This window comes from Streptomyces sp. NPDC005195 (assembly GCF_040608315.1).
Classification (GTDB): domain Bacteria; phylum Actinomycetota; class Actinomycetes; order Streptomycetales; family Streptomycetaceae; genus Streptomyces; species Streptomyces kaempferi.
The window spans coordinates 61,913-85,440 of the sequence record NZ_JBEXHZ010000029.1; the positions used below are offsets into that span (position 1 = coordinate 61,913).

Genomic DNA, 23,528 nt, shown 5'->3' on the forward strand with positions numbered 1-23,528 from the left:
CACGGGACCGAGGGCGCGCGGCCCGGTGACCTGCGGACCGGGACCTGGGGAGGACCCCGACCCGGAGATGTCCCTGAGGTATGCCCGGAGCATGGCATATCGGGCGTGGGGCGGTGCAGGATGGAAGGGACGAACCGCCCCCGCCCCGTCGAGGCCTGCCCTGGAGGACCGGATGATTGCCGAGACCGTCTGTTCCGCCGTCTCCGCCGCCGGCCTGGGCATCGCCGCGGTCACGGCCTACCGCAAGCGTTTCCTCGCCGCCGCCCGCATCGCCGCCTACGCGCTGGTGCCGGTCGGACTGGTGATGACCGGGGTCGTCGGCTGGCTGGCCGACACCGCGTTCAGCCCGACCGCGTGGGCGGGATTCGCCGTGCTCGCCGCGGCCTGGCTGCTGTTCATGACAGTGCAGGCCGTGGAGCGTCGCGGCGGCGGAACACGCAAGGAACGCAAGGCGGCCGCCAGGGCCGCCCGGCGTGAGGCGGTGGCCCCCACCGCCTCGGCGCCCTCGCTGAGCCAGGGCTCCCGCCCGGCCGCGCGCCCCGCGACGAGTCCCCGGGCCTCCGGCGCCGGGGACGACTTCAGCGACATCGAGGCCATCCTGAAGAAGCACGGCATATGACGCCGCGCGCGGTCTGAAGCGACACGGCGGATCACGCGGGTCGCGGAAACGATCACGTTCGTTCCTGCTCATCGCGGATATTGAGGATATTGGCGAACTCGCTGTCATCCCGGGCGTGTTGATCGCGAAGCGGGTGGTGGCTGCGTCATCATCGCCGCGAGATGCTGGACACAACACAGAGCGACCCCGCCCCGCCGTCCGAGGAGCGGCGGGGTTGTCTCTTCGCACTTTCCCAGCCACCGCTGATGATCTTCCTGGCGGTGATCGGCTGTCTCCTGCTCATGGCTTCGCTGCACGACCTGCTGCTGCTCTGAGCCGTACACGGAGCCCCTGGCGTCACCCGCCGAGGGCTCCGTAGCCCGCCGCCGTCCAGTCCGTCCCGCATCAGTCCGTCACAGGCCGGTCCGTCAGGCGTGGGTCCGTCACGCGGCGCTCCGTTCGTGACCGGAACCCCCGGCGGACCCCTCAGCCCGCGGCTTCCTTGCGGCGTGCCCGGTACGCGGCCACGTGGAGGCGGTTTCCGCACGTCCGGCTGTCGCAGTAGCGGCGCGAGCGGTTGCGCGAGAGATCCACGAAGGCCCGCCGGCAGTCCGGTGCCTCGCACCGGCGCAGCCGGTCCTGTTCCCCGGCGACCACGAAGAACGCCAGCGCCATCCCGCAGTCGGCCGCGAGGTGGTCGGCGACCGAGGCGCCGGGTGCGAAGTAGTGCACGTGCCAGTCGTAGCCGTCGTGGTCGGTGAGACGGGGCGTGGTGCCCGCGGCGGCGACCAGCTCGTTGATGAGCCCGGCGGCGATCCGCGGCTCGTCGGCGGCGAAGACCCCGGCGAACCGGCCGCGGACCCCGTGTACGGCCGCGAGATCCCGCTCCGACAGCACACCGACGTCACTGATTTCGTGGTTTCGTACGAAATCGGCGAGGGACGGGACATCCGCGAGTCCGTCCGCCGTGTCGTCCTCCGGCGCGGTGTTCACCAGATCCACCACGGTGTCGAGGGCGCACCGGGTGTCGTGGGTGATCAGCACGTTTCGCTCCCTGGCCTGAGGGTCGGGCGGCCGCCCGCCGATGCTGGCCGATGGTAGTGCTTCCCGGCGGCGGGGGAGCGGGGACGGCCCCGTCGGCCCGGGATGGGCGTGTGCGCTGCGTGACCGTGCCGCATGGCGCGGAAGGGGCGGAGGAGCCGGACGGACGCTGTCGGGTGCTGACGGTGCGCCCTCCCGTCGAGCCGTGCTGCCTCGATCCGCGTCGCCTTCGGTCTCGTGTCACCCCTCGTCACCGTCGCGGGACCCAGGGTGTGGGGCGCTGCACGCACCGGCGCCGGGGGGGCGGGCGGGGGCGGGGGCGGGGGCGGGGGGGGGGGGCGGGGGGGGGGGGGCGCCCCCCCGCCCGCCCCGGCCGGGGGGGGGGGGGCCCCCCCCCCGCCGCCGCGGGCCCCCGGGGCCCGGCCCCCCCCACCCCTCGCTCCGTCGGCCGCCTGCCGCCCGCCCCTCGGTGACGGTCGATTCCGCGCGGCGGCCGCAACCCCCACGGGTCCGCGCGTCCCGGCCCGCCGCGCCCCGCCGAGGGTGTCGCCGCCGCTGGACGGCCGGGACGGGTATGTCGACGCGTACGCACCGGATCCGGACAACCACGTCGCCGTCCACGGCCGCCCCGGCCCGGACCCCGGCCCGCCCGGAGGCGGCCCGCGCCCACGACGCGCCCCGCACCCCCTCGCGCCGTGCCGAGGACACGACGCGCCTCACCGTCCCGCGCGACGGCACGGCCCAGCTGACCGGCCACGACCGTGTACGGTGCGACACGGGTCGCCAACTCAACGTAACGCGTGGGGACTTCGCATCCCGGTGTGGTCCGCCGCCGGCGGCCGGACCGCGTCCTGGAGTCCTGGGGGCGCGTGGTGGCGGAGATGACCGGTACCGTCCTCGGAACGCCGCCGCGGGGAGATGAGGCCGACGTGGGGTCGGCATTGCTCCGGGGCACCTCGGGAAGGACGTCCGGCCCTCCTGGTCAGCCCTTTCGTCCGGAGGGCGGCCGCGGTGCCGGGGGAGGCGGGGCAACTCGGCTGTTGGCGCGAATTGTGACCCTCGCCCTCCCCTGACATGACGGCGATATGACGGCCGCATGAAACGGTTTGCCGAACATGCGTAGGGTGCAAACAACTCTTCAGGGGCAAGGGGCCCGAGGCGTGGACCGAAGCGGTGGACCGACGACGCGTGGGAGGGAGCCGGAGCGATGGGCGACCACAAAGAACAACCCCTTCGGGTGGGCGCGGCCGTCCGGCGGCGGCGCCGGGCACTGGAGCTCACCCTCGCGGTCGTGGCCGCGCGCAGCGGCCTGTCGGTCCCGTTCCTCAGTCAGGTGGAGAACGAGCGGGCCAGACCGAGCCGTAGCTCCCTGGAGAGGGTCGCCGACGCGCTGGGCACCACGGCCGTCGAGTTGCTCGCCGCGGCCGACCCGGCGTGCAGTGTCGATGTCGTGCGCGCCGACGACGGTGCCGGCTGCGCTTCCGAAGCCCGCACGCGCCCCCTGGTGCGCGGTCACCACCAGTTGCACGCCACGGAGTTCGTCGGTGACCACGAGGAGGGCCGCGAACTCCAGCACCGCAACGACAAGTTGATGTACGTCGCCGACGGCGCCGTCGAGGTCGAGGCCGAGGGCCGCGCGCACCGTCTGGGGCGCGGCGACACGCTGTACCTCACGGGCGGAGTGCGCCATCGGTGGCGGGCCACCGTGCCGGACACCCGGGTGATCGTCGTCGAGGTCGCCGACCACATCGAGGCGGTGGAGGAGCACCACGGCTTCGGCAGGCGCTGACCCGCCCGCGCGGATCCGGGCCGGGGGCCACTGCGATACTGGCGCCATGTCCGGGACCTCCCGTCACGTCGTCGAAATCGCTGCCGTCACCTCGCCCCCGCTGGTCACGGCAGGGGGGACGCGCCCATGACCGGGACGACGAGCACCGGCGCACCACGGGTCGTGTCGCTCGTGCCCTCGCTCACCGAGGCCGTCGCGGTCACCGTCCCCGGCGCCCTGGCCGGCGCGACGGACTGGTGCAGCCATCCGCCGGACCTCGACGTCGTCCGGGTCGGCGGCACCAAGAGTCCCCGGGTCGAGCGGATCGTGGGGATCGGTCCCGACCTGGTGGTGGCCAACGAGGAGGAGAACCGCGGCCCCGATCTGGACGCCCTGCGCGCGGCGGGGATCGAGGTGCTGGTCACGGAGGTCAGGGACGTACCGGGAGCGCTCCGGGAACTCGACCGGGTGCTGACGGCGTGCGGGGCGCGGACCCGGCCCCGCTGGCTCGACGATGCGGAGTCGGCCTGGGCCGGACTGCCCGCCCCGGAGCACCGGACGGCCGCGATCGTGCCGATCTGGCGGCGCCCCTGGATGGTCCTCGGCCGCGACACCTTCGCCGGGGACGTCCTGGCGCGCCTGGGCGTCGACAACGTGTACGCGGGGCATGAGGACCGCTATCCCCGTATCCCTCTCGCCGAGCTCCGCGCGGCGGCCCCGGAACTGGTGGTGCTGCCCGACGAGCCGTACCGCTTCACCCCCGACGACGGCCCCGAGGCCTTCGGGGACGTGCCCTGTGCCCTGGTCGACGGACGGCATCTGACCTGGTACGGGCCGTCGCTGGCGCGGGCGCCGGGGGTACTCGGCGGGGCGCTGCGAGCAGCGCCAGGAGATGCCAAAGGGATGTAGCACAACGCCGATCGTCCACCTGTCGTGATCATCAGGCCTCACGGGAACAGGCGACTCCAGCCTCACGGAAACTTGCGCCCCCGGGGCCGGTCGGGGCGACAGCTGAATCGCTTCTCCCTCACTCGTTCGGGCGGAAGCGAAAATGCTCCTGCCCACCAGGCTGAGGCGTGGGACAGAATCGCGTCCATGGGAGCAGCCGTGACCACCCCAGCCGCTGAGCAACCGCTCATCCCGCAGCCGCCTGCAACGGTCGCCACGCTACGGCAGGCCATCAGTCAGATCGCGCCCGCCTCGCTCCCCGCCTTCACCCGGGAGCTGGACCAAGCGGCCGACCAGTCCCGGCAGGGCTCCGATGCTGCCCCTCTCCGGCGATTCGTCACCCAGTGGGCCGTCTACGTCCACATCCAGCGTCAGCCCAGTCTGGCAGCGGATTTCCGCCGCTGGGAGAGCACCGCCGAAGCGGGCGACGCCCCACAGGCACGACACGCCGCCGCCGAGATCGGACGACTTCTCGACGAAGCCCACGCGGCCGTCGGTCTCTCGACCGGGTGAGTCCGGACTGGCGCTGGGAATACGGCCCTGATCACGACCACGTGGCAGGCGGCCTCCCGGCCCACGTCGTGGCGGAAGTCGAAGCCTGGTCGGCCAACTCGTCGAGCTCGCCAGTACGGGAATCGACGTCAGTGATCCCGGCAACGGCCCAAGACCGGGCGGCCTACGTCGTATGGACGCGGCCGGCGGCTGGTTCTGCTTCCTCGTGGCCCCGCGCGCCCCACTCATCATCATCGTCCGCATCGTTCCCCCGTTCGACGCCCTGTAGCGACTGGGCCGGCCCTCTCTCCTTCCAAGAACTGTCCGGGACGAGACCAGACATCGGCTTCCGGTGCCGTGGCTGCCACAACCCCACAGTCGCAGGAGGTTGGTGAACACGCCTTCACTTGGATCAAGCCACCGTTCCTACGGACCAGCCGCTGCCCCTGAGCGCAATGAGGGCTTGATCCACGTCATGCGATCCCGCTTCCCGCGCTGAAGACGCGACCCAAGAGGCTGCTTTCATCGAGGCGTTGCGAGCAGCGCCCCGCTGACCACGCCCCGCAGGGTGTGGACGGCGGCCACGGCCCATGCGGCGACCAGGAGTGCGTACAGGGCGACGGCGATTCCGTCGAAAGCGAGGAGACCGGTGTGCCGGGCCAGCGACTCGGCGCCGGTGACGCAGGTCCCCACGGGGAAGGTGAACGCCCACCACGTCATCGAGAACCCCATGCCCCGGCGGCGGGCCCGTGCCACCATCGCGGCCGCCAGCCCGAGCCACAGCAGCGCGAAGCCCATGACGGGAACCCCGTAGAGCACCGCCAGGAGGGCGAAGCCCTGGTCGTACGGGGCCGGTACGACCCCCGGCGCGAAGTCGGCGAACTTGCCGGTGGCGGTCGTGGACTGACCGAGCGGACCGAGGACGAGGAACAGCGTGGGGGTGAGGGCGAGCGGCAGCGGCCCCCCGGTGAGGAGCCGGGCGAAGATCACCGGCAGCATCAGGAAGGTGGCCAGCAGACTGAGCCCGAAAAGCGCGAAGCAGCCGAGGAGCAGGGCCTCGCGGGCCTGCCCCGGCGGGAGGTGCGGGACCAGCAGCGGTCCGACGGCGGCGGAGACCATGGGCGCGACGAGGGGGAGCAGCCAGACGGGAGTTGCCTGGTCGGGGCGGATGCGGTGGTGCACGATCATCAGGTAGGGGACGGCCAGGGCGGCCGCGAGGGCGGCCACCGTTCCTCCTGCGAACAGCACCGCGTCCACGGCGACCGCGGCGGGGACGCCGATCCAGTCCCGGCCCACGACGAGCGTGGCGCCGCCCACCGCCAGCAGGGCCATCGCGAGGCAGCCGTAGAAGGGGGCCATGGCCGGGTCGAGGAGGTGGGCGCGGGCCTGGTCGCGATGGTGCGTCCAGTGCAGGGCGCGGGCGCCGAGCAGGGTGATGAGCAGGACGGCCGAGAGCGCCCAGACGACGAGGCAGAAGGTCCGCAGACCCGGGACGGTGCCGGGGAGTCCGGCCCCCGCGGTGGCCACGATCGCCGTGCCCATGACCGAGGCGTACCAGTTCGGGCCGAGATGGCGGACGGCGGCGGCGCGCGGGCGCCGGGTTCCGGCGGCGGTGAGCGGGAGGACGGGATGGGCTGCGGTGACCATGGCTCCACGGTCCCGCCGGTACGGGTTCCCCGCCAGGGAGTACCGGTCTATGGGGGCATAAGCTGGCTTTATGGGTGCGAGCGCGGAGGAACCGACGGACGGCAGGGCGGCACAGGCCGGTGAACCGGTCAGGGGCCGGGGCGCCGGTGGGCCGGCCGCGGTCGGGATCGCGCACCGGGTACCCGATCTCGGGGCGCTGGAGCTGCTGCTCGCGGTGGCCCGGCTCGGGAGCCTCGGACGGGCCGCGCGGGAGCTCGGGATCACGCAGCCCGCGGCCAGCAGCCGGATCCGTTCCATGGAACGGCAGCTGGGCGTGGCGCTCGTCGACCGCTCCCCCCGGGGTTCCCGTCTCACGGACGCCGGCGCGCTGGTCACGGACTGGGCGCGGCGGGTCGTGGAGGCGGCCGAGGTGTTCGACGCGGGGGCACAGGCGCTGCGGGACCGGCGCGACTCGCGACTGCGGGTGGCGGCGAGCATGACGATCGCCGAGTACCTGCTGCCGGGCTGGCTGATCGCGCTGCGCGGGCAGCGTCCGGACACGGCGGTGTCCCTGCTCGCGGGCAATTCCACCGCCGTCGCCGAACGCCTCCTCACGGGCGAGGCCGACCTGGGTTTCGTGGAGGGACTCTCGGTTCCCGCCGGGCTGGACTCCACGGTCATCGCGCACGACCGGCTGATCGTGGTGACGTCGCCGGGACACCCGTGGGCACGGCGCCGGGCACCGCTGGAGGGGTCCGAGCTCGCGGCGACCCCGTTGATCCTGCGGGAGGAGGGCTCGGGCACCCGCCAGGTGCTCGACGCGGCGCTGGGGGGTCTGGCCCGGCCCCTGATCGAGCTGTCCTCGACGACGGCGGTCAAGGCCGCCGCGGTGAGCGGCGCGGGCCCAGCCGTCCTGAGCGAACTGGCCCTCGGCGAGGAACTCGCCACCCACCGTCTGGTGAGCGTCCCGCTCTCCGGCGTCGAGCTGCGCAGGGCCCTTCGGGCGGTGTGGCCCACGGGCCACCGCCCCACGGGCCCGGCACGCGACCTGCTGTCGCTGACGCGCGGGGTGTAGCCCCGGCTGCCGCGCGGGTCGCCGGCAGGGTGCCGGTGGGGTGCCGGAAGCGCGTCGGGCGGTGGCGTTACGAGGGTGCCGCCGAGCTCGGACGGTTGGGGGAGGCGGTTCGCGGGAGCGCCCGTGCGGTGTCGGTTCGGGGAGGCCGGTTCGCGGGAGCGCCCGTACGACGCCGGTTCAGGGAGGCGGTGCGCGGCCGGGCCCGTCCGGCCTCGGCTCAGGACGCGGCTCGTACCAGCGCCCGTACGACCCGGAGGTCCTCGCCCATCTCCGGGTGCCACTGCACGCCCAGCACCCAGTCGGGGCGGGGGAGTTCGATCGCCTCGACCGTGCCGTCCGCGGCGTGCGCCGACGCTGTCAGGCCCTGGCCGAGACGCTCCACCGCCTGGTGGTGGTAGGTCGGCACGGCGCAGGACTCCGGCGCGATCTCCGCGTAGAGCGTGCCCGGCACGGGTGTCACGTCGTGCCGGCCGAAGACCCCGACGTCCTTCACGTGGCCCTCGATGTGCTGGACGAGTGTGCCGCCGAGGGCGACGTTGAGGAGCTGCATGCCCCGGCAGATGCCCAGGAGCGGGGTTCCGGCGTCCAGCGCGGCCCGGATCAGGGCGAGTTCCCAGGCGTCGCGCCGGGGAGTCGGCGGACCCGTGCGCGGGGAGCGCTCGGCGTCGTAGTGGACCGGGTCGACGTCCGGGCCGCCCGCGACCACGAGCGCGTCGAGTCGGGCGACCGCCGAGGCCGCCACCGAGGGCTCGTCCGGCGGCAGCAGCGCGGCGAGCCCCCCGGACCGCTGGACCAGCCGCGGATAGCCGGCCGGCAGCAGCACGGCCTCCAGCTCCCACACGCCCCAGCGCGCCCCGGACTCCAGATACGTGCTCACGCCGATCAGCGGTCTGCTGCCCACTCTGCGCTCCCTGTCCGAATTCAATGGATCAAAAACATGCCTTTGGCGGATGCTCTCACCCGCGAGGGCCGGGCGGCGGCATCACACCGGCACCGCGCCACCCGCCGCTCACGCCAGGAAGCCCCGCAGCAGCGCGGCCGTTCCCGCGCAGTGCTCGCGCATCATCTCCCGTGCTCCGTCCGCGTCCCCGTCGAGCACCGCCTCGACCAGCGCGGTGTGCTGACGCTGGGAATGCTCCAGGTTGCGTACCAGGAGCGGGATGCAGTCGAGCAGGTCGTTGACGGACGCGCGGACGGCCGCGTACTGGGCCGTCAGCGACGGGGAGCCGGCCAGCTCCGCGAGGGTGAGATGGAGCATCGTGTCCAGGCGGCGGTAGTCGGCGAGCGGCGCGTCATGGGTGCGGGCGAGCGCCTCGCGCAGCCGGCCGGCCCGGTCGTCGTCGAGCCCGTGCGCGGCGCACAGTCCGGCCGCCCCCACCTCCAGCACCTCCCGGAAGCGCAGTACGTCCTCGATGTCGACCCCGCTGATCCGGCGGCGCAGTTCGTCCTGGCCGGGTGCCGTGTCCTTCGGCCGGACGAAGGTGCCGCCGTACCGGCCGCGCCGCGACTCGACCAGACCCTGGTCCTGCAGCACCTTCAGCACCTCGCGCAGGGTCACCCGGCTGATCCCGAGCCGCTCCGCCAGCTCCCGTTCGGAGGGCAGCCGTTCGCCGCCCGGCACCAGGCCGAGCCGGACCACTTGGAGGATCTGCTCCAGTGCCTCCTCGAAACCGTTGCCCGCCCGCACCGGGCGCAGCACCGGCGCCAGCCCGTCGCCCGCGCCTCCCGGACCACGGTCAGGACCCGCCTGCGTCATCTGGTCGTGCCCCCTTCCCAAGCAATGGTACGCGGCAATACCTTATGGCTCTCGGCTGACCCAAGGAGGCTATTCCGGTGGCAGACCGCACACCCCCGCTCGCTGTCGAGGAACTGCGCGCCCTCGTCGCGGGCGGCGAGATCGACACCGTCGTCCTGGCCTTCCCCGACATGCAGGGACGCCTCCAGGGCAAGCGGTTCGCCGCGCGCTTCTTCCTGGAGGAGGTCCTCGAACACGGCACCGAGGGCTGCAACTACCTCCTCGCCGTCGACACCGAGATGAACACCGTCGACGGCTACGCCATGTCCTCGTGGGAGCGGGGCTACGGTGACTTCGCCATGCACCCCGACCCCCGCACCCTGCGGCGCGTCCCCTGGAACGCGGGCACGGCCCTGCTCATCGCCGACCTCGCCTGGAACGACGGTTCGCCGGTGGTGGCGGCCCCACGCCAGATCCTGCGCCGCCAGCTCGACCGGCTCGCCGAACGGGGCCTGACCGCCCAGGTCGGCACCGAACTCGAGTTCATCGTCTTCAAGGACACCTACGAGCAGGCCTGGGACGCGCGCTACCGGGGCCTCACCCCGGCGAACCAGTACAACATCGACTACTCGGTGCTGGGGACCGGGCGCATCGAGCCGCTGCTGCGCCGCATCCGCAACGAGATGCAGGCCGCGGGCCTCACCGTCGAGTCCGCCAAGGGCGAGTGCAACCCGGGCCAGCACGAGATCGCCTTCAAGTACGACGAGGCCCTCGTCACCTGCGACCAGCACGCCGTCTACAAGACGGGCGCCAAGGAGATCGCCTCCCAGGAGGGCGTCTCGCTCACCTTCATGGCGAAGTACGACGAGCGCGAGGGCAACTCCTGCCACATCCACCTCTCGCTCGCGGACGCCGACGGGACGAACGTGATGGCGGGCACCGCCCAGGACCCCGGCGGCATGTCCGAGACCATGCGCCGGTTCCTCGCCGGACAGCTCGCCGCGCTCAGGGACTTCTCCCTCCTCTACGCGCCCAACATCAACTCGTACAAGCGCTTCCAGCCCGGCTCCTTCGCGCCGACCGCCGTCGCCTGGGGGTACGACAACCGCACATGCTCCCTGCGCGTCGTCGGTCACGGCCGCTCGATGCGCTTCGAGAACCGGCTGCCCGGCGGTGACGTCAACCCGCACCTGGCCGTCGCCGGGCTCGTCGCGGCCGGCCTGTACGGCATCGAGCACAAGCTCGAACTGCCCGAGCCGTGCACCGGGAACGCCTACACCTCGGCGTACGAGCACGTGCCGACCACCCTGCGCGAGGCCGCCGAGCTCTGGGAGAACAGCCCCATCGCGCGGGCCGCCTTCGGCGACGAGGTGGTCGCGCACTACCGCAACATGGCGCGCGTCGAGCTGGAGGCCTTCGACGCCGCGGTGACCGACTGGGAGCTGCGCCGCTCCTTCGAACGTATGTGAGGTCCTTCTTGTCGCACGAGTCGCACGAGTCGCACGAGTCGCAACTCGACGTCGTCCATGAGCTCCACGTGCTCGACCCGGCCACCGAGGAGGTCGTCGCCACCGTCCCGGCCGCCACCAAGGCCGACGTGGACGCCGCCGTCCTGCGGGCGGGCCGGGCGCAGGTCCGGTGGGCCGCGCTGGCACCCGGTGACAGGGCCCGGCTCCTGCGCCGGTTCGCCGTCGTCGTCGACGAACACCGTGAGGAACTCGCCCGGCTGGAGGTCCGCGAGGCCGGGCACACCCTCGGCAACGCCCGCTGGGAGGCGGGCAACGTCCGCGATCTGCTCGACTACGCGGCCGGGGGAGTGGAACGGCTGACCGGCCGTCAGATCCCGGTCCCGGGCGGCCTCGACGTCACCCTCCTCGAACCCCTCGGTGTCGTGGGCGTCATCGCTCCCTGGAACTTCCCGATGCCGATCGCGGCCTGGGGCACCGCCCCCGCGCTCGCGGCCGGCAACGCGGTCGTTCTCAAGCCCGCCGAGACGACCCCCCTGACCGCACTGCGGCTGGCCGAACTCGCCCTGGAAGCGGGTCTTCCGGAGCACCTTCTGCAGGTGCTTCCCGGAGCGGGCCCCGTCGCAGGCAACGCGCTGGTCGAGCACCCCGGCGTCGCGAAGATCGTCTTCACGGGGTCCACGAGCGTGGGCAAACAAGTGTTGGCGAAGGGTGCGGCTCTCCTCAAACGCGTCACCCTGGAGCTCGGCGGCAAGAGCCCCAACATCGTCTTCGCCGACGCCGACATCGAGGCCGCCGCGGCAGCCGCCCCCATGTCCTTCCTCGACAACTCCGGCCAGGACTGCTGCGCCCGCACCCGCATCCTCGTCCAGCGCTCCGTGTACGAGCGCTTCCTCGGGCTCCTCGCCCCGGCGATCGAGTCCGTCGTGGTGGGCGACCCGTCCGACGAGGCGACGCAGATGGGCCCGCTGATCTCGCGGGCGCAGCTGGAGCGCGTCCGGTCGTACGTCCCGGCCGGCCTTCCCGGGATCCGCGGCAAGGCCCCCGAGGGCCCCGGCTTCTGGTTCCCGCCCACGGTCCTCACCGACGTCGAACCGCACGCCCGGGTGGCCGTCGAGGAGGTCTTCGGCCCGGTCGCCGTGGTCCTGCCCTTCGAGGACGAGGCGGACGCGGTCCGGCTCGCCAACGCCACCGCATACGGTCTCGCCGGCTCCATCTGGACCCGTGACGTCGGGCGGGCGCTGCGCGTCTCCGGAGCCGTCCGCGCCGGCAACCTGTCCGTCAACTCCCACTCCAGCGTCCGCTACTGGACCCCCTTCGGCGGCTTCAAGCAGTCGGGGATCGGCCGCGAGCTCGGCCCGGACGCGCTCACCGCCTTCACCGAAACCAAGAACGTCTTCATCAGCACGGAGGGCCCCGCACAGTGACCGAAGCCACCGCAGGTACCGAAGCCACCACAGGTACCGAAGCGACCGAAGCCACCGCAGGGAACGTCTGCCGCCGCCTGGTCGGCCGCACCGCCGTCATCACCGGCGCCGGCAGCGGCATCGGACTCGCCACCGCCCGCCGGCTCGCCTCCGAGGGCGCCCACGTCGTCTGCGGCGACGTCGACGAGGTCCGCGGCAAGGCCGCCGCCGACGAGGTCGGCGGGATCTTCGTCAAGGTCGACGTCACCGACCCCGAGCAGGTCGAGGCGCTCTTCAGGACGGCGCACGACACCTACGGCTCGGTCGACATCGCCTTCAACAACGCGGGCATCTCGCCGCCCGACGACGACTCCATCCTGGACACCGGCCTGGAGGCCTGGAAGCGCGTCCAGGAGGTCAACCTCACCTCCGTCTACCTGTGCTGCAAGGCAGCGATCCCCTACATGCGCCGCCAGGGCAGGGGCTCCATCATCAACACGGCGTCCTTCGTGGCCCGGATGGGCGCGGCGACCTCCCAGATCTCGTACACGGCCTCCAAGGGCGGCGTACTGGCCATGTCCCGCGAGCTGGGTGTGCAGTTCGCCCGCGAAGGCATCCGGGTCAACGCCCTGTGCCCCGGACCGGTCAACACCCCGCTCCTGCGGGAGCTGTTCGCCACGGACCCCGAGCGCGCCGCGCGCCGTCTCGTCCACATCCCGGTCGGCAGGTTCGCCGAGGCCGAGGAGATCGCCGCGGCGGTCGCCTTCCTCGCCAGCGACGACTCCTCCTTCGTGAACGCCTCCGACTTCCTGGTCGACGGAGGGATCTCGGGCGCGTACGTCACGCCCCTGTAGACCGCGCCGGTGTATGCACGACCCATGCGATTCCGATCCGTCCGTGCCGCTCTCGTATGGGCCCTGGTCGCGGCCGCCACCCCGGCGGCCGCGGCCCCCGTCCCCGCCGGGCCCCGCCCCGGCTGTCCGCGGCTCTCCGGAAGCTGGTACGGCGACAACCGCGCCCGCCTGCAACGTCTGATCGACACGCGGGGCACCTGCTCCGGGAGCGGGAACACCCCCGTCGCCGCGTTCGACTGGGACAACACGGTCACCAAGAACGACGTCACCGACGCCACCCTCGCCTGGATCCTGCGGCACGACCGGATCCTGCGCCCGGCGCGCTGGAAGGACACCAGCGAGTGGCTCACCGACGCGGCCGACCGGGCACTGACCACCGCCTGCGGCACCGCCACCCCCGTGGGCGCTCCCCTCCCCACCTCGGCCGGCCCCCGCTGCGCCGACGAGATCCTGGAGATCCGCGAGACCGGGCGGACCATGGGCGGCGCCGCCGCCTTCGCCGGGGACTGGAACCGCCGGCGCACCGTCCCCCAGTACGCCTGGGTGCCCCAGCTCCTCGCCGGACACACCGTCGCCGAGCTGACCTCCTACGCCCGCCGTGCCCGTACCGAGGCCCTGGCCGCGCCCGTCGGTTCGACCGGCACGGTGGGCACGCACACCCTCCCGGCGTACGTCCGCTACTACGCCCGGCAACGTGACTTGATCCGTACCCTGCAACGGGCCGGATTCGACGTCTACATCGTCTCGGCGGGCTCCGAACCGGTCACCGAGGTCTGGTCGCGCGGCGTCGGTGTCGACGCGCGGCACACGATCGCCATCCGGTCCGTCCTCGACCGGCACGGGCGGATCACTCCCTGGAACCAGGGCTGCGGCGGTGTACCGGCGACCCGCGGCGAGGCCATCCCCTACATCGACGGCAAGCGCTGCTGGATCAACCAGGAGATCTACGGTGTCCACGGCGCCGCGGCCTGGGAGCGGCAGGACCCGCGCCACCGCGTCGCGCTCGCGGCCGGCGACGCCGACACCGACGTCACTTTCGTCGGGGACGCCACCGGCGCGCATCTCGTGCTCAACCGCAACAAGAGCGAACTCATGTGCCGGGCCTACGACGACGCCGACGGCCGCTGGCTGGTCAACCCCATGTTCATCGAGCCGCTGCCGCGCAGGCCGGAGCCGTACCCGTGCTCGACGAGCGCCTACAACGCGACCGACGGCGGCAGGGAACCCGTCCTGAGGGGCGACGGTTCGGTCGTACCCGACCAGAAGGACACCGTGCACTGAGCACCATGTACTGACGTTCGGGGCGCGTCCTAGAGTGCCGGGATGAGCATGACACCCCCGCCCGGCTGGTACCGCGACCCGTCGTACCCGCTCGTCGAGCGCTGGTGGGACGGCACCGCGTGGACCGATCACCGGAGGCGGCCCGGGATCGTCCCGCCGCCCCTCGGCCCACCGGAACCGGCGGCCCCCCGCCCCGGCTCCGGCCGTGCCAGGGCCGTGGCACTCGTCGCCGCCGGAATCGCCGGAGCCGTCCTGGTCGCCTCGATCGTCACGGGCGTCCTCGTCCTCGGCCGGAACGACGACGGCGGCGGCGGAAGCGCCGCGGCGGCACGCACCACACCGTCCGGCACACCCTCCACACCGTCGGCGGCGCTCTCCCCGACCGGCGCCTCCTCCTCAGCACCGAGCCCCTCCGCGCCGCGCTCCGGCGCCCCGTCCGTCGCCGTGGACGAGCTCAACGGCATCACGCTGCCGTTGCCCGAGGGCTGGGTCCAACCCGTCGACGTCGCCGAGGACGACGTCGTGATGACCACCCCCGGAACGTACGACTGCCCCGGCGACCCCGGCCTGTGCCGCCACGGCCGGGTCGCCTCGCGCACCGTCACGGCGAACGCCGAACGCTCCCCGAAGGCCCTCGCCGAGCAGGACATCGACGACGCCGCGAACACCGCCTACGACCGCGACGTCCTCGGCGGCCGCCCCTACCGGGGCGTCACGTCCCACCGGCTGCTGAAGGCGGGCTCCGTCGCCGTCGCGGGCCGCGCCGGATACCTGGTGCGCTGGCGGGTCAGGACCGGGGTGGGACCGGGCGGATACGTCGAGTCGCTGGCGTTCGCCTCCAGCGTGGGCTCGGAGTCTCCCGTCATCGTCCGCTTCGCCTTCGACGCCGGCGCCGAGGGACCGCCGCTCGCCGACATGGACCGCATCACCGAGGGGATCCGGCCGACGGGCGACACGGACACCGGCGGGGGAGTGGGCAGCAGCATCGGCTCCTCCCGGTAGCGGCCCCGCGCCGCGCGCCTCAGAGGAAGGTCCGGCCCTCTCCGCGGTACGTCGGGACGGTCGCCGTCACCTCGTCGCCCTCCACCAGGTGCAGCGCGTCGAACCGCTCGCACAGCTCCCCGGCCTTGGCGTGCCGGAACCACACCTTGTCCCCGATGAGCAGGTCGTCCGCGGGGGAGCCGAGCAGCGGGGTCTGCACCTCGCCCGGCCCCTCCTGGGGGTCGTAGCGCAGCCCTTCCGGAAGGTGGGGGACCGGGAGCCGGTCGGCGCCCGGCGCCCCCGAGGCCGGATAGCCGCCGCCCAGCACCGTGACGACCCCGACGCCCGGACGGCGTACGACGGGCTGCGCGAAGAGCGCGGCCGGACGTCCGCTGAAGGACGTGTAGTTGTCGAACAGGCGAGGAACGTAGAGCCCGGAGCCCGCCGCGACCTCGGTCACCGCGTCCTCGGCGGCCGTCTGCTGCACACTGCCGGTGCCCCCGCCGTTGACGAACTCCAGGCCGGGCGCCACCGCCCGCACCGCGCGGACGACCTCGGCGCGCCGTCGCGTGAGCTCCTTGCGGGCGGTGGCCTGCATGAGCCTGACGGCGCGCGAGCGGAAGGGCCGCCCCGCGACGGCGTCGCCGACGCCCGCGATGTGGCCCTCGTACGCCATGATCCCCACCAGCTCGAAGCCGGGCCGGCCGACGACTGCCTCCGCCATCCCGGCGACCTGCTCGGCCGAGTGCAGCGGCGAGCGCAGCGCCCCGACCCGGACCCGGCCGCCGAGCAGCTTGAGCGAGGTGTCCAACTCCAGGCAGACCCGCACGGTTTCGGTGCCGCCCCGGCGGGCCCCGTCGATGAGCCGGAGCTGGGCGGGGTCGTCGACCATGACGGTGACGGCGGCGGCGAGCTTGGGGTCGCCGGTCAGTTCCGCGTACCCCGCGGTGTCCACCGACGGGTAGGCGAGCAGGACGTCGTCGAAACCGGAGCGGGCCAGCCAGATCGACTCCGCGAGGGTGAAGGACATGATCCCCGCGAAGCCGTCCCGGGCGAGGACGCGTTCGAGCAGGGCGCGGCAGCGTACGGACTTGCTGGCGACCCGGATCGGCTTTCCGCCCGCCCTGCGGACGAGGTCGTCCGCGTTCGCGTCGAAGGCCTCCAGGTCCACGATCGCGAGGGGGGCGTCGAGGTGAGCGGTGGCCCGGTCGTAGCGGGCCCGGTCTGCGGCGCGGGCAGTCATGAGCGAAGCCTGCCAGACTCGATTACCGCAGGGTAGGGGGACGTTCCGGGCAGATGCCCCGGGGTCTCGGACTGGTTCCCTTCAGGCCCACGTCAACCCGTAGAGTGACGCGAACGAGGGGCGAACGACCTTGTCCGGGCGGCGCCTGCCCGGGATGACGGTCCGTCGGCGCGGGTATGCGTGTCCCGTGACGGATGAGTCGCCGGGGTGGTCCCTTACGTACAGGTGGACGGCCCGGCGGACTCCGGGCCGGATCGGTTGCCCGGGTACGAGGAAACGGGGGGTGCATGAGCACGGAAGCGCGTCGTGCCTCCCTCCCGCCGCGCCCGGCCGTCCCACCCCACCCGGAACAGCCGCCCGCCACGGGCCGGTCCGCCGAGGGGGACCGGACTCCCGAGGGGACGGGATCTCCCGAGGGCACGGCGACAGACGGAGGGACCCCGCCTCACCGAGAGGCGGGGTCCCGCACGGACGACGGCACCGCGGCACACCGCCCGCCGACCGCACCGGCCTCCCGCACGGAACGGCCGTCCGGGCCGGATGACACGGGATTCTTCCGACGCACGCCCCGGGACCGCCGTCCCGAGCACGACCCCGATAGCTCCGCGAGCCTCGAGAGCCCCGCGAGCGACGCCGGGCCCTCCCGTCCGCAGTGGTCGCCGGAGCAAGGTGACGCCGGGTTCTTCCGGCCCGCGCGACCGGGACGTGCCGAGCGTCCCTCGGAGAGCCAGGACGCCGCCCCGTCCAGGACCGAGCGGTTCCCGGCGCGGGCGGACACGGCGCCGCCCCGGCCGGCGACGCCCCCTCGTTCCGTGACCGCCGACGCGCGGGGTGACGCGGGGCCCGGCCGTCCGGTGGCCCCGCACGGGTCCGGGACCTCTCCCACCGGAGGGGAGACGATGCCACGGCGTCCGGCGGCCCCGCCATGGCCCGAGCGGTCTCCCGAGACGGGGCCCGCTGTGCCGCCCCGCCCCGATCACCCTCCCACGGGCGCCACTTGGCGGCCCCGTCCGGTGGAACCCGTCGGCGGTGAGCCCTGGTCGCTGCCCAGCCCCGGGGAACCGCCTGCGGCGACGACCGTCCCGCGCCCCGGCGAGGACTCCTGGGGACAGGCACCGGGTGGCTCCGCCGTCGACGAGGCGCCCGACGTCCGTCGCGCGCGGGCGTCCGACGCCTCCAAGGACACCGGCCCGCACGCGGACGGCGGATCCCGTACGCCGTCACGCCCCTTCCGGCCCTTCCAGGAGACGCAACCTTCCTGGGCGACCTCGGCCTCGGCCTCGGGGTCCTCCCTGTCCCCCGAGTCCGCGGGGTCCTCAGGGCCCTTGGCCTCCGACGGGTCCACAGGAGGCGCGGGGCCCACCGAGTCCTCCCCGGCGGGGGCACCGTCCGCGTCCCCGTCTGCTTCCGCGCCGAGCGTCACCCGCACCCCCGAACCGCCGCGCGCCCCGGCCCCGCACCACGAGCCCGCCCACCCGCGCGTCCCCGGCCGCCGTACCGCTCCCACGAACCCGCCCCCGCCCCCGGCCTCCGCCCGTTTCCCCGACGCGCCACCCGCCGCCCGGCGGTCCGGCGTGCCCGACGACGGGATCACGGAGACGACCGGACGGCTGCGGTCCAACCCGGGGGGTACGACCGCCGAACCCCCCACCCCCGCAAGCCCGGCGCCGGGCACCGGACGCCCCTACGTGTCGTTCGCGGAACCCGAGACCAACAACGGCTTCACCTCCTTCGACTCCTTCGACACCTATGACCCCCTCGACCAGGCCACCACACGCTTGCGTACCGTCCCCGTCCGCGCCGCCCGTACCCGTCCCCGGCTCGTCGCGACCGCGGCCTGCCTCGTGCTGGGCCTCGGGCTCATCGGCGGTGCGGTGACCGGGAGTTGGCTCACCGGGGACAGCGCGGGCGCGGACGGCGCGCTCAGCTCGTTCGCGGCGGCGGCCGGCCTGTGGCACAGCGTGCCCGTGGACCAGCTCTTCCCGCCCACCGTCGACGGCCAGGGCGCCGGACCCGGCGGCGCCGACCGCACCTGGACCCGTATCGCCGTGGCCCCGGACAGCGACTGCGCGAACGCCTTCGACCCGCTCCTGCGCCAGGTCCTGGCTCCGGTCGGCTGCCTGCGGCTGCTGCGCGCCACCTACACCGATGTGACACACAGTCAGATCACCACCGTGGGGCTGCTGTTCACCAACACGGACGCGGCGGCCATGACCTCCCTGAAGGCCCGCTTCCAGCAGCAGGGACTCGACCGGCGCACCGACCTGATGCCCCGTCCCTACGCCGTCAAGGGCACCGTCGCCGCCGGCTTCGGCGACGCCCAGCGCGCGTCCTGGACGGTGTCCGTCCTCACCGACGCCCCCGTCGTCGTCTACGCCGTCTCCGGCTTCGCCGACGGACGTGTCGTCACCGCCCCGCAGCCCGCCGCGGACGCCGTGAGGCCCGGTGTGACGACGGCCCCGGCCCAGGCCGGTCTCGGCAACGACGCGCAGGGCCTCGCCGACCGCGTCGAGCGAAGCCTGCGCAGAACCGTCGGCTCGGCCTCGGAGAAGCCGTCATGACCCGCACCCCCACCCGCCGGGCCGCGCTCCTCGGTGTCCTGCTGGCCGCGTCCCTCACGCTGTCCCCGTCCACCACCGCGTACGCCGACGGCATACGGGCCCAGCAGTGGGCCCTCGACGCCATGCACACCCAGCAGGCCTGGCGCACGACGAAGGGCAGCGGCATCACGGTGGCGGTCCTCGACACGGGCGTCGACGACCAGCACCCGGACCTGGCCGGCAACATCCTTCCCGGCAAGGACATGGTCGGCTTCGGAGCGCACCGCGGTCAGCGCGCGTGGGCCCGGCACGGCACCGCCATGGCGGGCATCATCGCGGGCCACGGACACGGCGCGGGCAGGGGCGACGGTGTCCTAGGCATAGCCCCCGAGGCGAAGATCCTCCCCGTCCGCGTCATCCTCGAGGACGGCGACTCCTCCCGTACGAGAGCACGCAGCACCCGCGGCAACGCCCTCGCCGAGGGCATCCGCTGGGCCGCCGACCACGGCGCCGACGTCATCAACCTCTCCCTGGGCGACGACTCCAAGTCCGCCCACCCCGAGCCCGCCGAGGACGCCGCCGTCCAGTACGCCCTGAAGAAGGGCGCCGTCGTGGTCGCCTCGGCGGGCAACGGCGGGGAGAAGGGCGACCACATCTCCTACCCGGCGGCCTACCCGGGTGTGATCGCCGCCGCGGCCGTCGACCGCTACGGCACCCACGCGTCGTTCTCCACCCGCCGCTGGTACGCCACCGTCAGCGCTCCCGGTGTCGACGTCGTCATCGCCGACCCGGACGACCGGTACTACGAGGGCTGGGGCACCAGTGCCGCCTCCGCCTTCGTCTCCGGCGCGGTCGCGCTCATCAAGGCCGCCCACCCGGGCCTTTCCCCGGCGCAGATCAAGAAGCTCCTGGAGGACACCGCCCGCAACGCTCCCAGCGGCGGCCGTGACGACTCCCGCGGCTTCGGTTTCATCGACCCCGCGGCCGCCATCCAGGCGGCGGGGCGGCTCAAGGGGGAGGACCTGCACGCCGCGGCGTACGGCAGGAAGTACTTCGGCGCGGGCCCCGACGCACCCCGGGAGGACCACGGGGCCTCCGGCTGGGTGGGTCCGGCGGCGGGCGGAACCGGTGTGGCCCTGCTGGCCGCGGCGGTGCTGCTGTGGAGGGGCCGCGGGAGCGAGGCGCCGCGCCAGGGGCTGAGACGCCGCTCCAGGGGCCGGGGCTGAGGCGCTCCTTCGGGGAGAGCAGGCGCGCAGCTGAAGGTGAACATGCTGCTCAAGCGGCTGCCGAAGCGCCGCTCCGCGGACTCAGGTGGCGGAGAACGCGGAGACCGCCGCCCGCGCCGCGGCCTCCACCAGCGAGATCCCCCGCGCCTCGGTCGAGTTGCCGTCGGACAGGGCCGCCACCAGATAGTCGTGGCCGCCGGCGGTGATCCGCCCGACGCTGTTGACGTCCCACAACCCGGTCGTACTGCGCGGCAGCCACCCGTTCTTCAGGGCCCACCCGGAGCCGTCGGCCGCCGCCGAGACCCCCCACCGCTGGTCGGCGGCGATCTCGCCCATGAGGCCCTGGAGATACGTCCGCGAGGCCTCGGCGAGCTGTGAGTCGTCCCCGAACACCTGCTGGAGAAGGGCCAGTTGATCGGCGGCCGTGGTCTGGGTCAGCCCCCACAGCGCGCCGTCCCCGCCCTCGGTGCCGTGCAGGCCGAAGCGGTCGTTCGCCGCGTCGAGACCGTCCGCCCGCCCGATGGCGTCCCACAGGGCGGACGCGGACGCGTTGTCACTGTTCGTGATCATCGCGGTGGCGTACGTCTTCTCCTGGGCCGTCAGACGCCGGTCCGCGTCCTGCGCCTGGAGCAACAGCGTCGCCAGGATGTCGACCTTGACGATGCTCGCGGTGTCGAAGCTTCCACCGCCGTACGCGGCGCTCTCACCGGAGTCCAGGTCGAGCACCGCGACCGACACCTTGACGCCGGGCGCCACGGTCACGGCCCGCATCCCCTCGGCGAGCAGCGCGGCGCGGTCCACCGAGGGCTCCGTGACGGGTTCCACCGATGTCTCCCCGCTCGTCGGTTCCGATGCCGCCGGCGACGCGCCGGACGCCGCCGAGGAGGAGGATACGAGGCCACCCCGGTCGTGCGCCTGTGCCTTCACGTACACGGTTCCGGCCGCCGTACCGCCCACGAGCACGGCGGAGGCGACCGCCGCGCAGAGGAGGGTCCTGTGTCCGGAGGGGCGGGTGCGCCGCCGACGAGCTCGGTGAGGGGCCATCCCGCGATGCTCGGGGCCCCGGCTGTGCCCGGCGTTGGGCGTGCGTGAGAGCCGTGTCAGCGAGACCTGAGAATCGGGTGAGAGCCGTCACCACCGGGTTTCCGGGGCCGCATCAGCGCGGCGGCATCCCCCCGATAGGGTCGGGGACCGTGGCGAACAAGAACATTCCCGACTCCGGCTTCCCCGACGACGACGGCTCCGCCGATCCCCGGCTGAGTGCGGCGCTCGCGGCCTGGGCCGAGGACCGCACCGCCGTGGGGCCCGTCCTGGAGGCGCTCGAGGGCGCCCGGCTGCTGGTGCCCGTCGTGGCCGTCCTCGGCGAGGTGGAGGAGGACGGGAACGGACTGCGTCACGAGAAGACCAGCGACATGGCGGTGCCGACCCTGAGGGCCGGAGGCCGTACGGCCCTGCCCGCCTTCACGTCCACCGAGACGCTGGCGCGCTGGGACCCCGCGGCGCGCCCGGTCGCGGTCCCCCTGCACCAGGCCCTGCAGGCGGCCGCGCACGAGAAGGCCGACACGCTGGTTCTCGACCTGGCCGGCCCCGTCACCTACGAGCTGACCGGTTCCGCGCTGCTGGCGCTCGCCGAGGGGCGCACGACGGCGGACCCGCTCGCCGATCCCGCCGTGGTCGAGGCGGTACGCGCCGCGGTGGCCGCCGAGCCCGCCGTCGTGCGCGCCCACCTCGGCCCCGGCCACGCGGACGGCACCCTCGCACTCGTCCTGGACGCGTCAGCGGCACCGGGCGAGGCCGCCCGCGCGCTCGCGGGGCGGCTCGCCGCCGACGAGACACTGAGGGCCCGCCTGGTGCGCGGCCTCGACCTGGCACTGCTGCCGGCCGGGACGACGCCACCGGGCGAGCCCTTGTACGTACGTTCTTAGGGATTAGCCGTAGACGGGACCCGTGTACTTCTCGCCCGGGCCCTGGCCGGGCTCGTCCGGGACGAGGGACCCTTCGCGGAACGCCAGCTGGAGCGACTTCAGGCCGTCGCGCAGCGGGGACGCGTGGAAGGAGCTGATCTCGGTGGCACTCGCGTCGAGCAGCCCGGCCAGCGCGTGGATCAGCTTGCGGGCCTCGTCGAGGTCCTTGTACTTGTCGCCCTCCTCGGTCAGACCGAGCTTCACGGCGGCGGCGCTCATCAGGTTGACCGCGACCGTCACGAGGACCTCGACCGCGGGGACCTCGGCGATGTCGCGGGTCATGCTGTCGAAGTCGGGGTTCTGGGGAGGGGTGTCACTCATGCCCCACACGATAGGTCCCGGGCGGTTCCCGGCCCCAGTTGGCCTCGGTTAGCCGATATCGGCCCAAGCTGCTAACCTTGTGTAACGACCGGCCGGGCATGTATGTGCTCGGCCCACAAGTGGAGGCTCCGATCTCCCACCTGACTGTCCTCCGGGACGGCAGGTCACCCGGTCAGACGGCCACCACCGTTCCGTACGGACGGTGGAGTCGTCCGAAAGTGCGCCCCGCGGTTGACCGCGGCGGTGCTCCGGTAATTCATGGAGCCCCGCCTGTGTCCCGTCGGGGCATTTTTCATGTGCCGCGGTGGTTGGTCCACTGTCATCAGAGACATACACGGCTGTCCGCCAGACCGCCGTGTGGTGCTACCGAGGAGGATCCATCAGCACCGAGCCCCGCATCAACGACCGGATTCGCGTTCCCGAAGTGCGACTTGTCGGTCCCAGCGGCGAGCAGGTCGGGATTGTTCCGCTTGCCAAGGCCCTGGAGCTTGCGCAGGAGTACGACCTCGACCTGGTCGAGGTGGCGGCGAGCGCACGCCCGCCGGTCTGCAAGCTCATGGACTACGGGAAGTTCAAGTACGAGTCGGCCATGAAGGCCCGTGAGGCGCGCAAGAACCAGGCGCACACGGTCATCAAGGAAATGAAGCTCCGGCCGAAGATCGACCCGCACGACTACGACACCAAAAAGGGTCACGTCGTCCGGTTCCTCAAGCAGGGCGACAAGGTCAAGATCACGATCATGTTCCGCGGTCGCGAGCAGTCCAGGCCGGAGCTCGGCTACCGACTGCTGCAGCGTCTGGCTTCGGACGTCGAGGACCTCGGGTTCATCGAGTCGAACCCGAAGCAGGACGGCCGAAACATGATCATGGTTCTCGGTCCGCACAAGAAGAAGACCGAGGCGATGGCCGAGGCCCGTGAGGCCCAGGCGGCTCGCAAGGCCGAAGCGAAGGCCAACCCCGGTCG

Annotated in this window: 21 protein-coding genes and 1 pseudogene; 15 read left to right on the forward strand and 7 right to left on the reverse strand. The window is 73.3% G+C overall.

What is annotated here, in order from left to right:
- Positions 1–172 precede the first annotated feature (172 nt).
- Together ABZV34_RS25690 and ABZV34_RS25695 are read left to right on the forward strand one after the other, a co-directional pair.
- Complete coding sequence (locus ABZV34_RS25690; RefSeq protein ID WP_356281044.1) at positions 173–619, forward strand: hypothetical protein; 447 nt, start codon at positions 173–175, stop codon at positions 617–619.
- A 161-nt stretch (positions 620–780) separates the two neighbouring features.
- Complete coding sequence (locus ABZV34_RS25695) at positions 781–933, forward strand: hypothetical protein (protein ID WP_356281046.1); 153 nt, start codon at positions 781–783, stop codon at positions 931–933.
- A gap of 151 nt (positions 934–1,084) precedes the next feature.
- Here the strand turns inward: ABZV34_RS25695 and ABZV34_RS25700 are convergent, their stop codons facing one another.
- Positions 1,085–1,642 (reverse strand): CGNR zinc finger domain-containing protein, encoded by a 558-nt coding sequence (locus ABZV34_RS25700; RefSeq protein WP_356281049.1) that lies wholly within the window; start codon positions 1,640–1,642, stop codon positions 1,085–1,087.
- Positions 1,643–2,846: 1,204 nt separating this feature from the next.
- Here ABZV34_RS25700 and ABZV34_RS25705 point away from each other — a divergent pair.
- From ABZV34_RS25705 to ABZV34_RS25715, 3 genes are all read left to right on the forward strand, one after another.
- Positions 2,847–3,428, forward strand: a complete 582-nt coding sequence (locus ABZV34_RS25705) for an XRE family transcriptional regulator (RefSeq protein ID WP_356281052.1) — start codon at positions 2,847–2,849, stop codon at positions 3,426–3,428.
- A 126-nt stretch (positions 3,429–3,554) separates the two neighbouring features.
- Positions 3,555–4,316, forward strand: coding sequence for a helical backbone metal receptor (locus ABZV34_RS25710; protein WP_356281054.1), 762 nt, complete (start codon positions 3,555–3,557; stop codon positions 4,314–4,316).
- Positions 4,317–4,514: 198 nt separating this feature from the next.
- Positions 4,515–4,868, forward strand: a complete 354-nt coding sequence (locus ABZV34_RS25715) for a hypothetical protein (RefSeq protein WP_356281101.1) — start codon at positions 4,515–4,517, stop codon at positions 4,866–4,868.
- A gap of 501 nt (positions 4,869–5,369) precedes the next feature.
- On the opposite strand, the gene ABZV34_RS25720 is transcribed toward ABZV34_RS25715, so the two are convergent.
- Positions 5,370–6,494, reverse strand: coding sequence for a TDT family transporter (locus tag ABZV34_RS25720; RefSeq protein ID WP_356281057.1), 1,125 nt, complete (start codon positions 6,492–6,494; stop codon positions 5,370–5,372).
- 70 nt (positions 6,495–6,564) lie between these two features.
- On the opposite strand from ABZV34_RS25720, the gene ABZV34_RS25725 reads away from it, so the two are divergent.
- Positions 6,565–7,548 (forward strand): LysR family transcriptional regulator, encoded by a 984-nt coding sequence (locus tag ABZV34_RS25725; protein WP_356281060.1) that lies wholly within the window; start codon positions 6,565–6,567, stop codon positions 7,546–7,548.
- Between the two features lie 217 nt (positions 7,549–7,765).
- Here the strand turns inward: ABZV34_RS25725 and ABZV34_RS25730 are convergent, their stop codons facing one another.
- Together ABZV34_RS25730 and ABZV34_RS25735 are read right to left on the reverse strand one after the other, a co-directional pair.
- Positions 7,766–8,449: a gamma-glutamyl-gamma-aminobutyrate hydrolase family protein gene (locus ABZV34_RS25730; RefSeq protein ID WP_356281063.1), complete on the reverse strand. Its 684-nt coding sequence runs from the start codon at positions 8,447–8,449 to the stop codon at positions 7,766–7,768.
- A gap of 108 nt (positions 8,450–8,557) precedes the next feature.
- On the reverse strand, positions 8,558–9,304 hold the full coding sequence (locus tag ABZV34_RS25735; RefSeq protein WP_356281066.1) for an FCD domain-containing protein: 747 nt from the start codon (positions 9,302–9,304) through the stop codon (positions 8,558–8,560).
- 77 nt (positions 9,305–9,381) lie between these two features.
- Here ABZV34_RS25735 and ABZV34_RS25740 point away from each other — a divergent pair, with 77 nt between their 5' ends.
- The 5 genes from ABZV34_RS25740 to ABZV34_RS25760 all read left to right on the forward strand — a co-directional run bounded on the left by ABZV34_RS25740 (position 9,382) and on the right by ABZV34_RS25760 (position 15,292).
- Positions 9,382–10,752 carry a glutamine synthetase family protein gene (locus ABZV34_RS25740; protein ID WP_356281069.1) on the forward strand — a complete coding sequence of 457 codons (1,371 nt, stop codon included), beginning with the start codon at positions 9,382–9,384 and terminating at the stop codon, positions 10,750–10,752.
- Between the two features lie 8 nt (positions 10,753–10,760).
- Positions 10,761–12,176 carry an aldehyde dehydrogenase family protein gene (locus tag ABZV34_RS25745; RefSeq protein WP_356281072.1) on the forward strand — a complete coding sequence of 472 codons (1,416 nt, stop codon included), beginning with the start codon at positions 10,761–10,763 and terminating at the stop codon, positions 12,174–12,176.
- A gap of 77 nt (positions 12,177–12,253) precedes the next feature.
- Positions 12,254–13,009, forward strand: a complete 756-nt coding sequence (locus ABZV34_RS25750; RefSeq protein WP_356281104.1) for a 3-oxoacyl-ACP reductase — start codon at positions 12,254–12,256, stop codon at positions 13,007–13,009.
- A gap of 24 nt (positions 13,010–13,033) precedes the next feature.
- Entirely contained in the window at positions 13,034–14,290 is a 1,257-nt protein-coding gene (locus ABZV34_RS25755; protein WP_356281075.1) for a haloacid dehalogenase-like hydrolase, read from the forward strand.
- A gap of 42 nt (positions 14,291–14,332) precedes the next feature.
- Positions 14,333–15,292: a DUF2510 domain-containing protein gene (locus ABZV34_RS25760; RefSeq protein ID WP_356281078.1), complete on the forward strand. Its 960-nt coding sequence runs from the start codon at positions 14,333–14,335 to the stop codon at positions 15,290–15,292.
- Between the two features lie 19 nt (positions 15,293–15,311).
- Here ABZV34_RS25760 and ABZV34_RS25765 read toward each other — a convergent pair whose 3' ends face one another.
- Positions 15,312–16,514 carry an amino acid deaminase/aldolase gene (locus ABZV34_RS25765; RefSeq protein ID WP_356281080.1) on the reverse strand — a complete coding sequence of 401 codons (1,203 nt, stop codon included), beginning with the start codon at positions 16,512–16,514 and terminating at the stop codon, positions 15,312–15,314.
- 1,013 nt (positions 16,515–17,527) lie between these two features.
- On the opposite strand from ABZV34_RS25765, the gene ABZV34_RS25770 reads away from it, so the two are divergent.
- Positions 17,528–19,075 (forward strand): hypothetical protein, encoded by a 1,548-nt coding sequence (locus tag ABZV34_RS25770; RefSeq protein WP_356281081.1) that lies wholly within the window; start codon positions 17,528–17,530, stop codon positions 19,073–19,075.
- Positions 19,072–20,280: a type VII secretion-associated serine protease mycosin gene (mycP, locus tag ABZV34_RS25775; protein WP_356281084.1), complete on the forward strand. Its 1,209-nt coding sequence runs from the start codon at positions 19,072–19,074 to the stop codon at positions 20,278–20,280. Before ABZV34_RS25770 ends, mycP begins: the two co-directional genes overlap by 4 nt.
- Before the next feature lie 84 nt (positions 20,281–20,364).
- Here mycP and ABZV34_RS25780 read toward each other — a convergent pair.
- A pseudogene (locus tag ABZV34_RS25780) lies at positions 20,365–21,324 on the reverse strand (serine hydrolase); the annotation flags it as partial.
- Between the two features lie 149 nt (positions 21,325–21,473).
- Between ABZV34_RS25780 and ABZV34_RS25785 the strand changes: the two are divergent.
- Complete coding sequence (locus tag ABZV34_RS25785) at positions 21,474–22,205, forward strand: SseB family protein (protein ID WP_356281086.1); 732 nt, start codon at positions 21,474–21,476, stop codon at positions 22,203–22,205.
- A 3-nt stretch (positions 22,206–22,208) separates the two neighbouring features.
- Here ABZV34_RS25785 and ABZV34_RS25790 read toward each other — a convergent pair whose 3' ends face one another.
- On the reverse strand, positions 22,209–22,565 hold the full coding sequence (locus tag ABZV34_RS25790; protein ID WP_153291566.1) for a DUF1844 domain-containing protein: 357 nt from the start codon (positions 22,563–22,565) through the stop codon (positions 22,209–22,211).
- A 355-nt stretch (positions 22,566–22,920) separates the two neighbouring features.
- On the opposite strand from ABZV34_RS25790, the gene infC reads away from it, so the two are divergent.
- On the forward strand, positions 22,921–23,528 hold a 608-nt coding region (gene infC / locus ABZV34_RS25795; RefSeq protein ID WP_356281090.1), incomplete at its 3' end, for a translation initiation factor IF-3.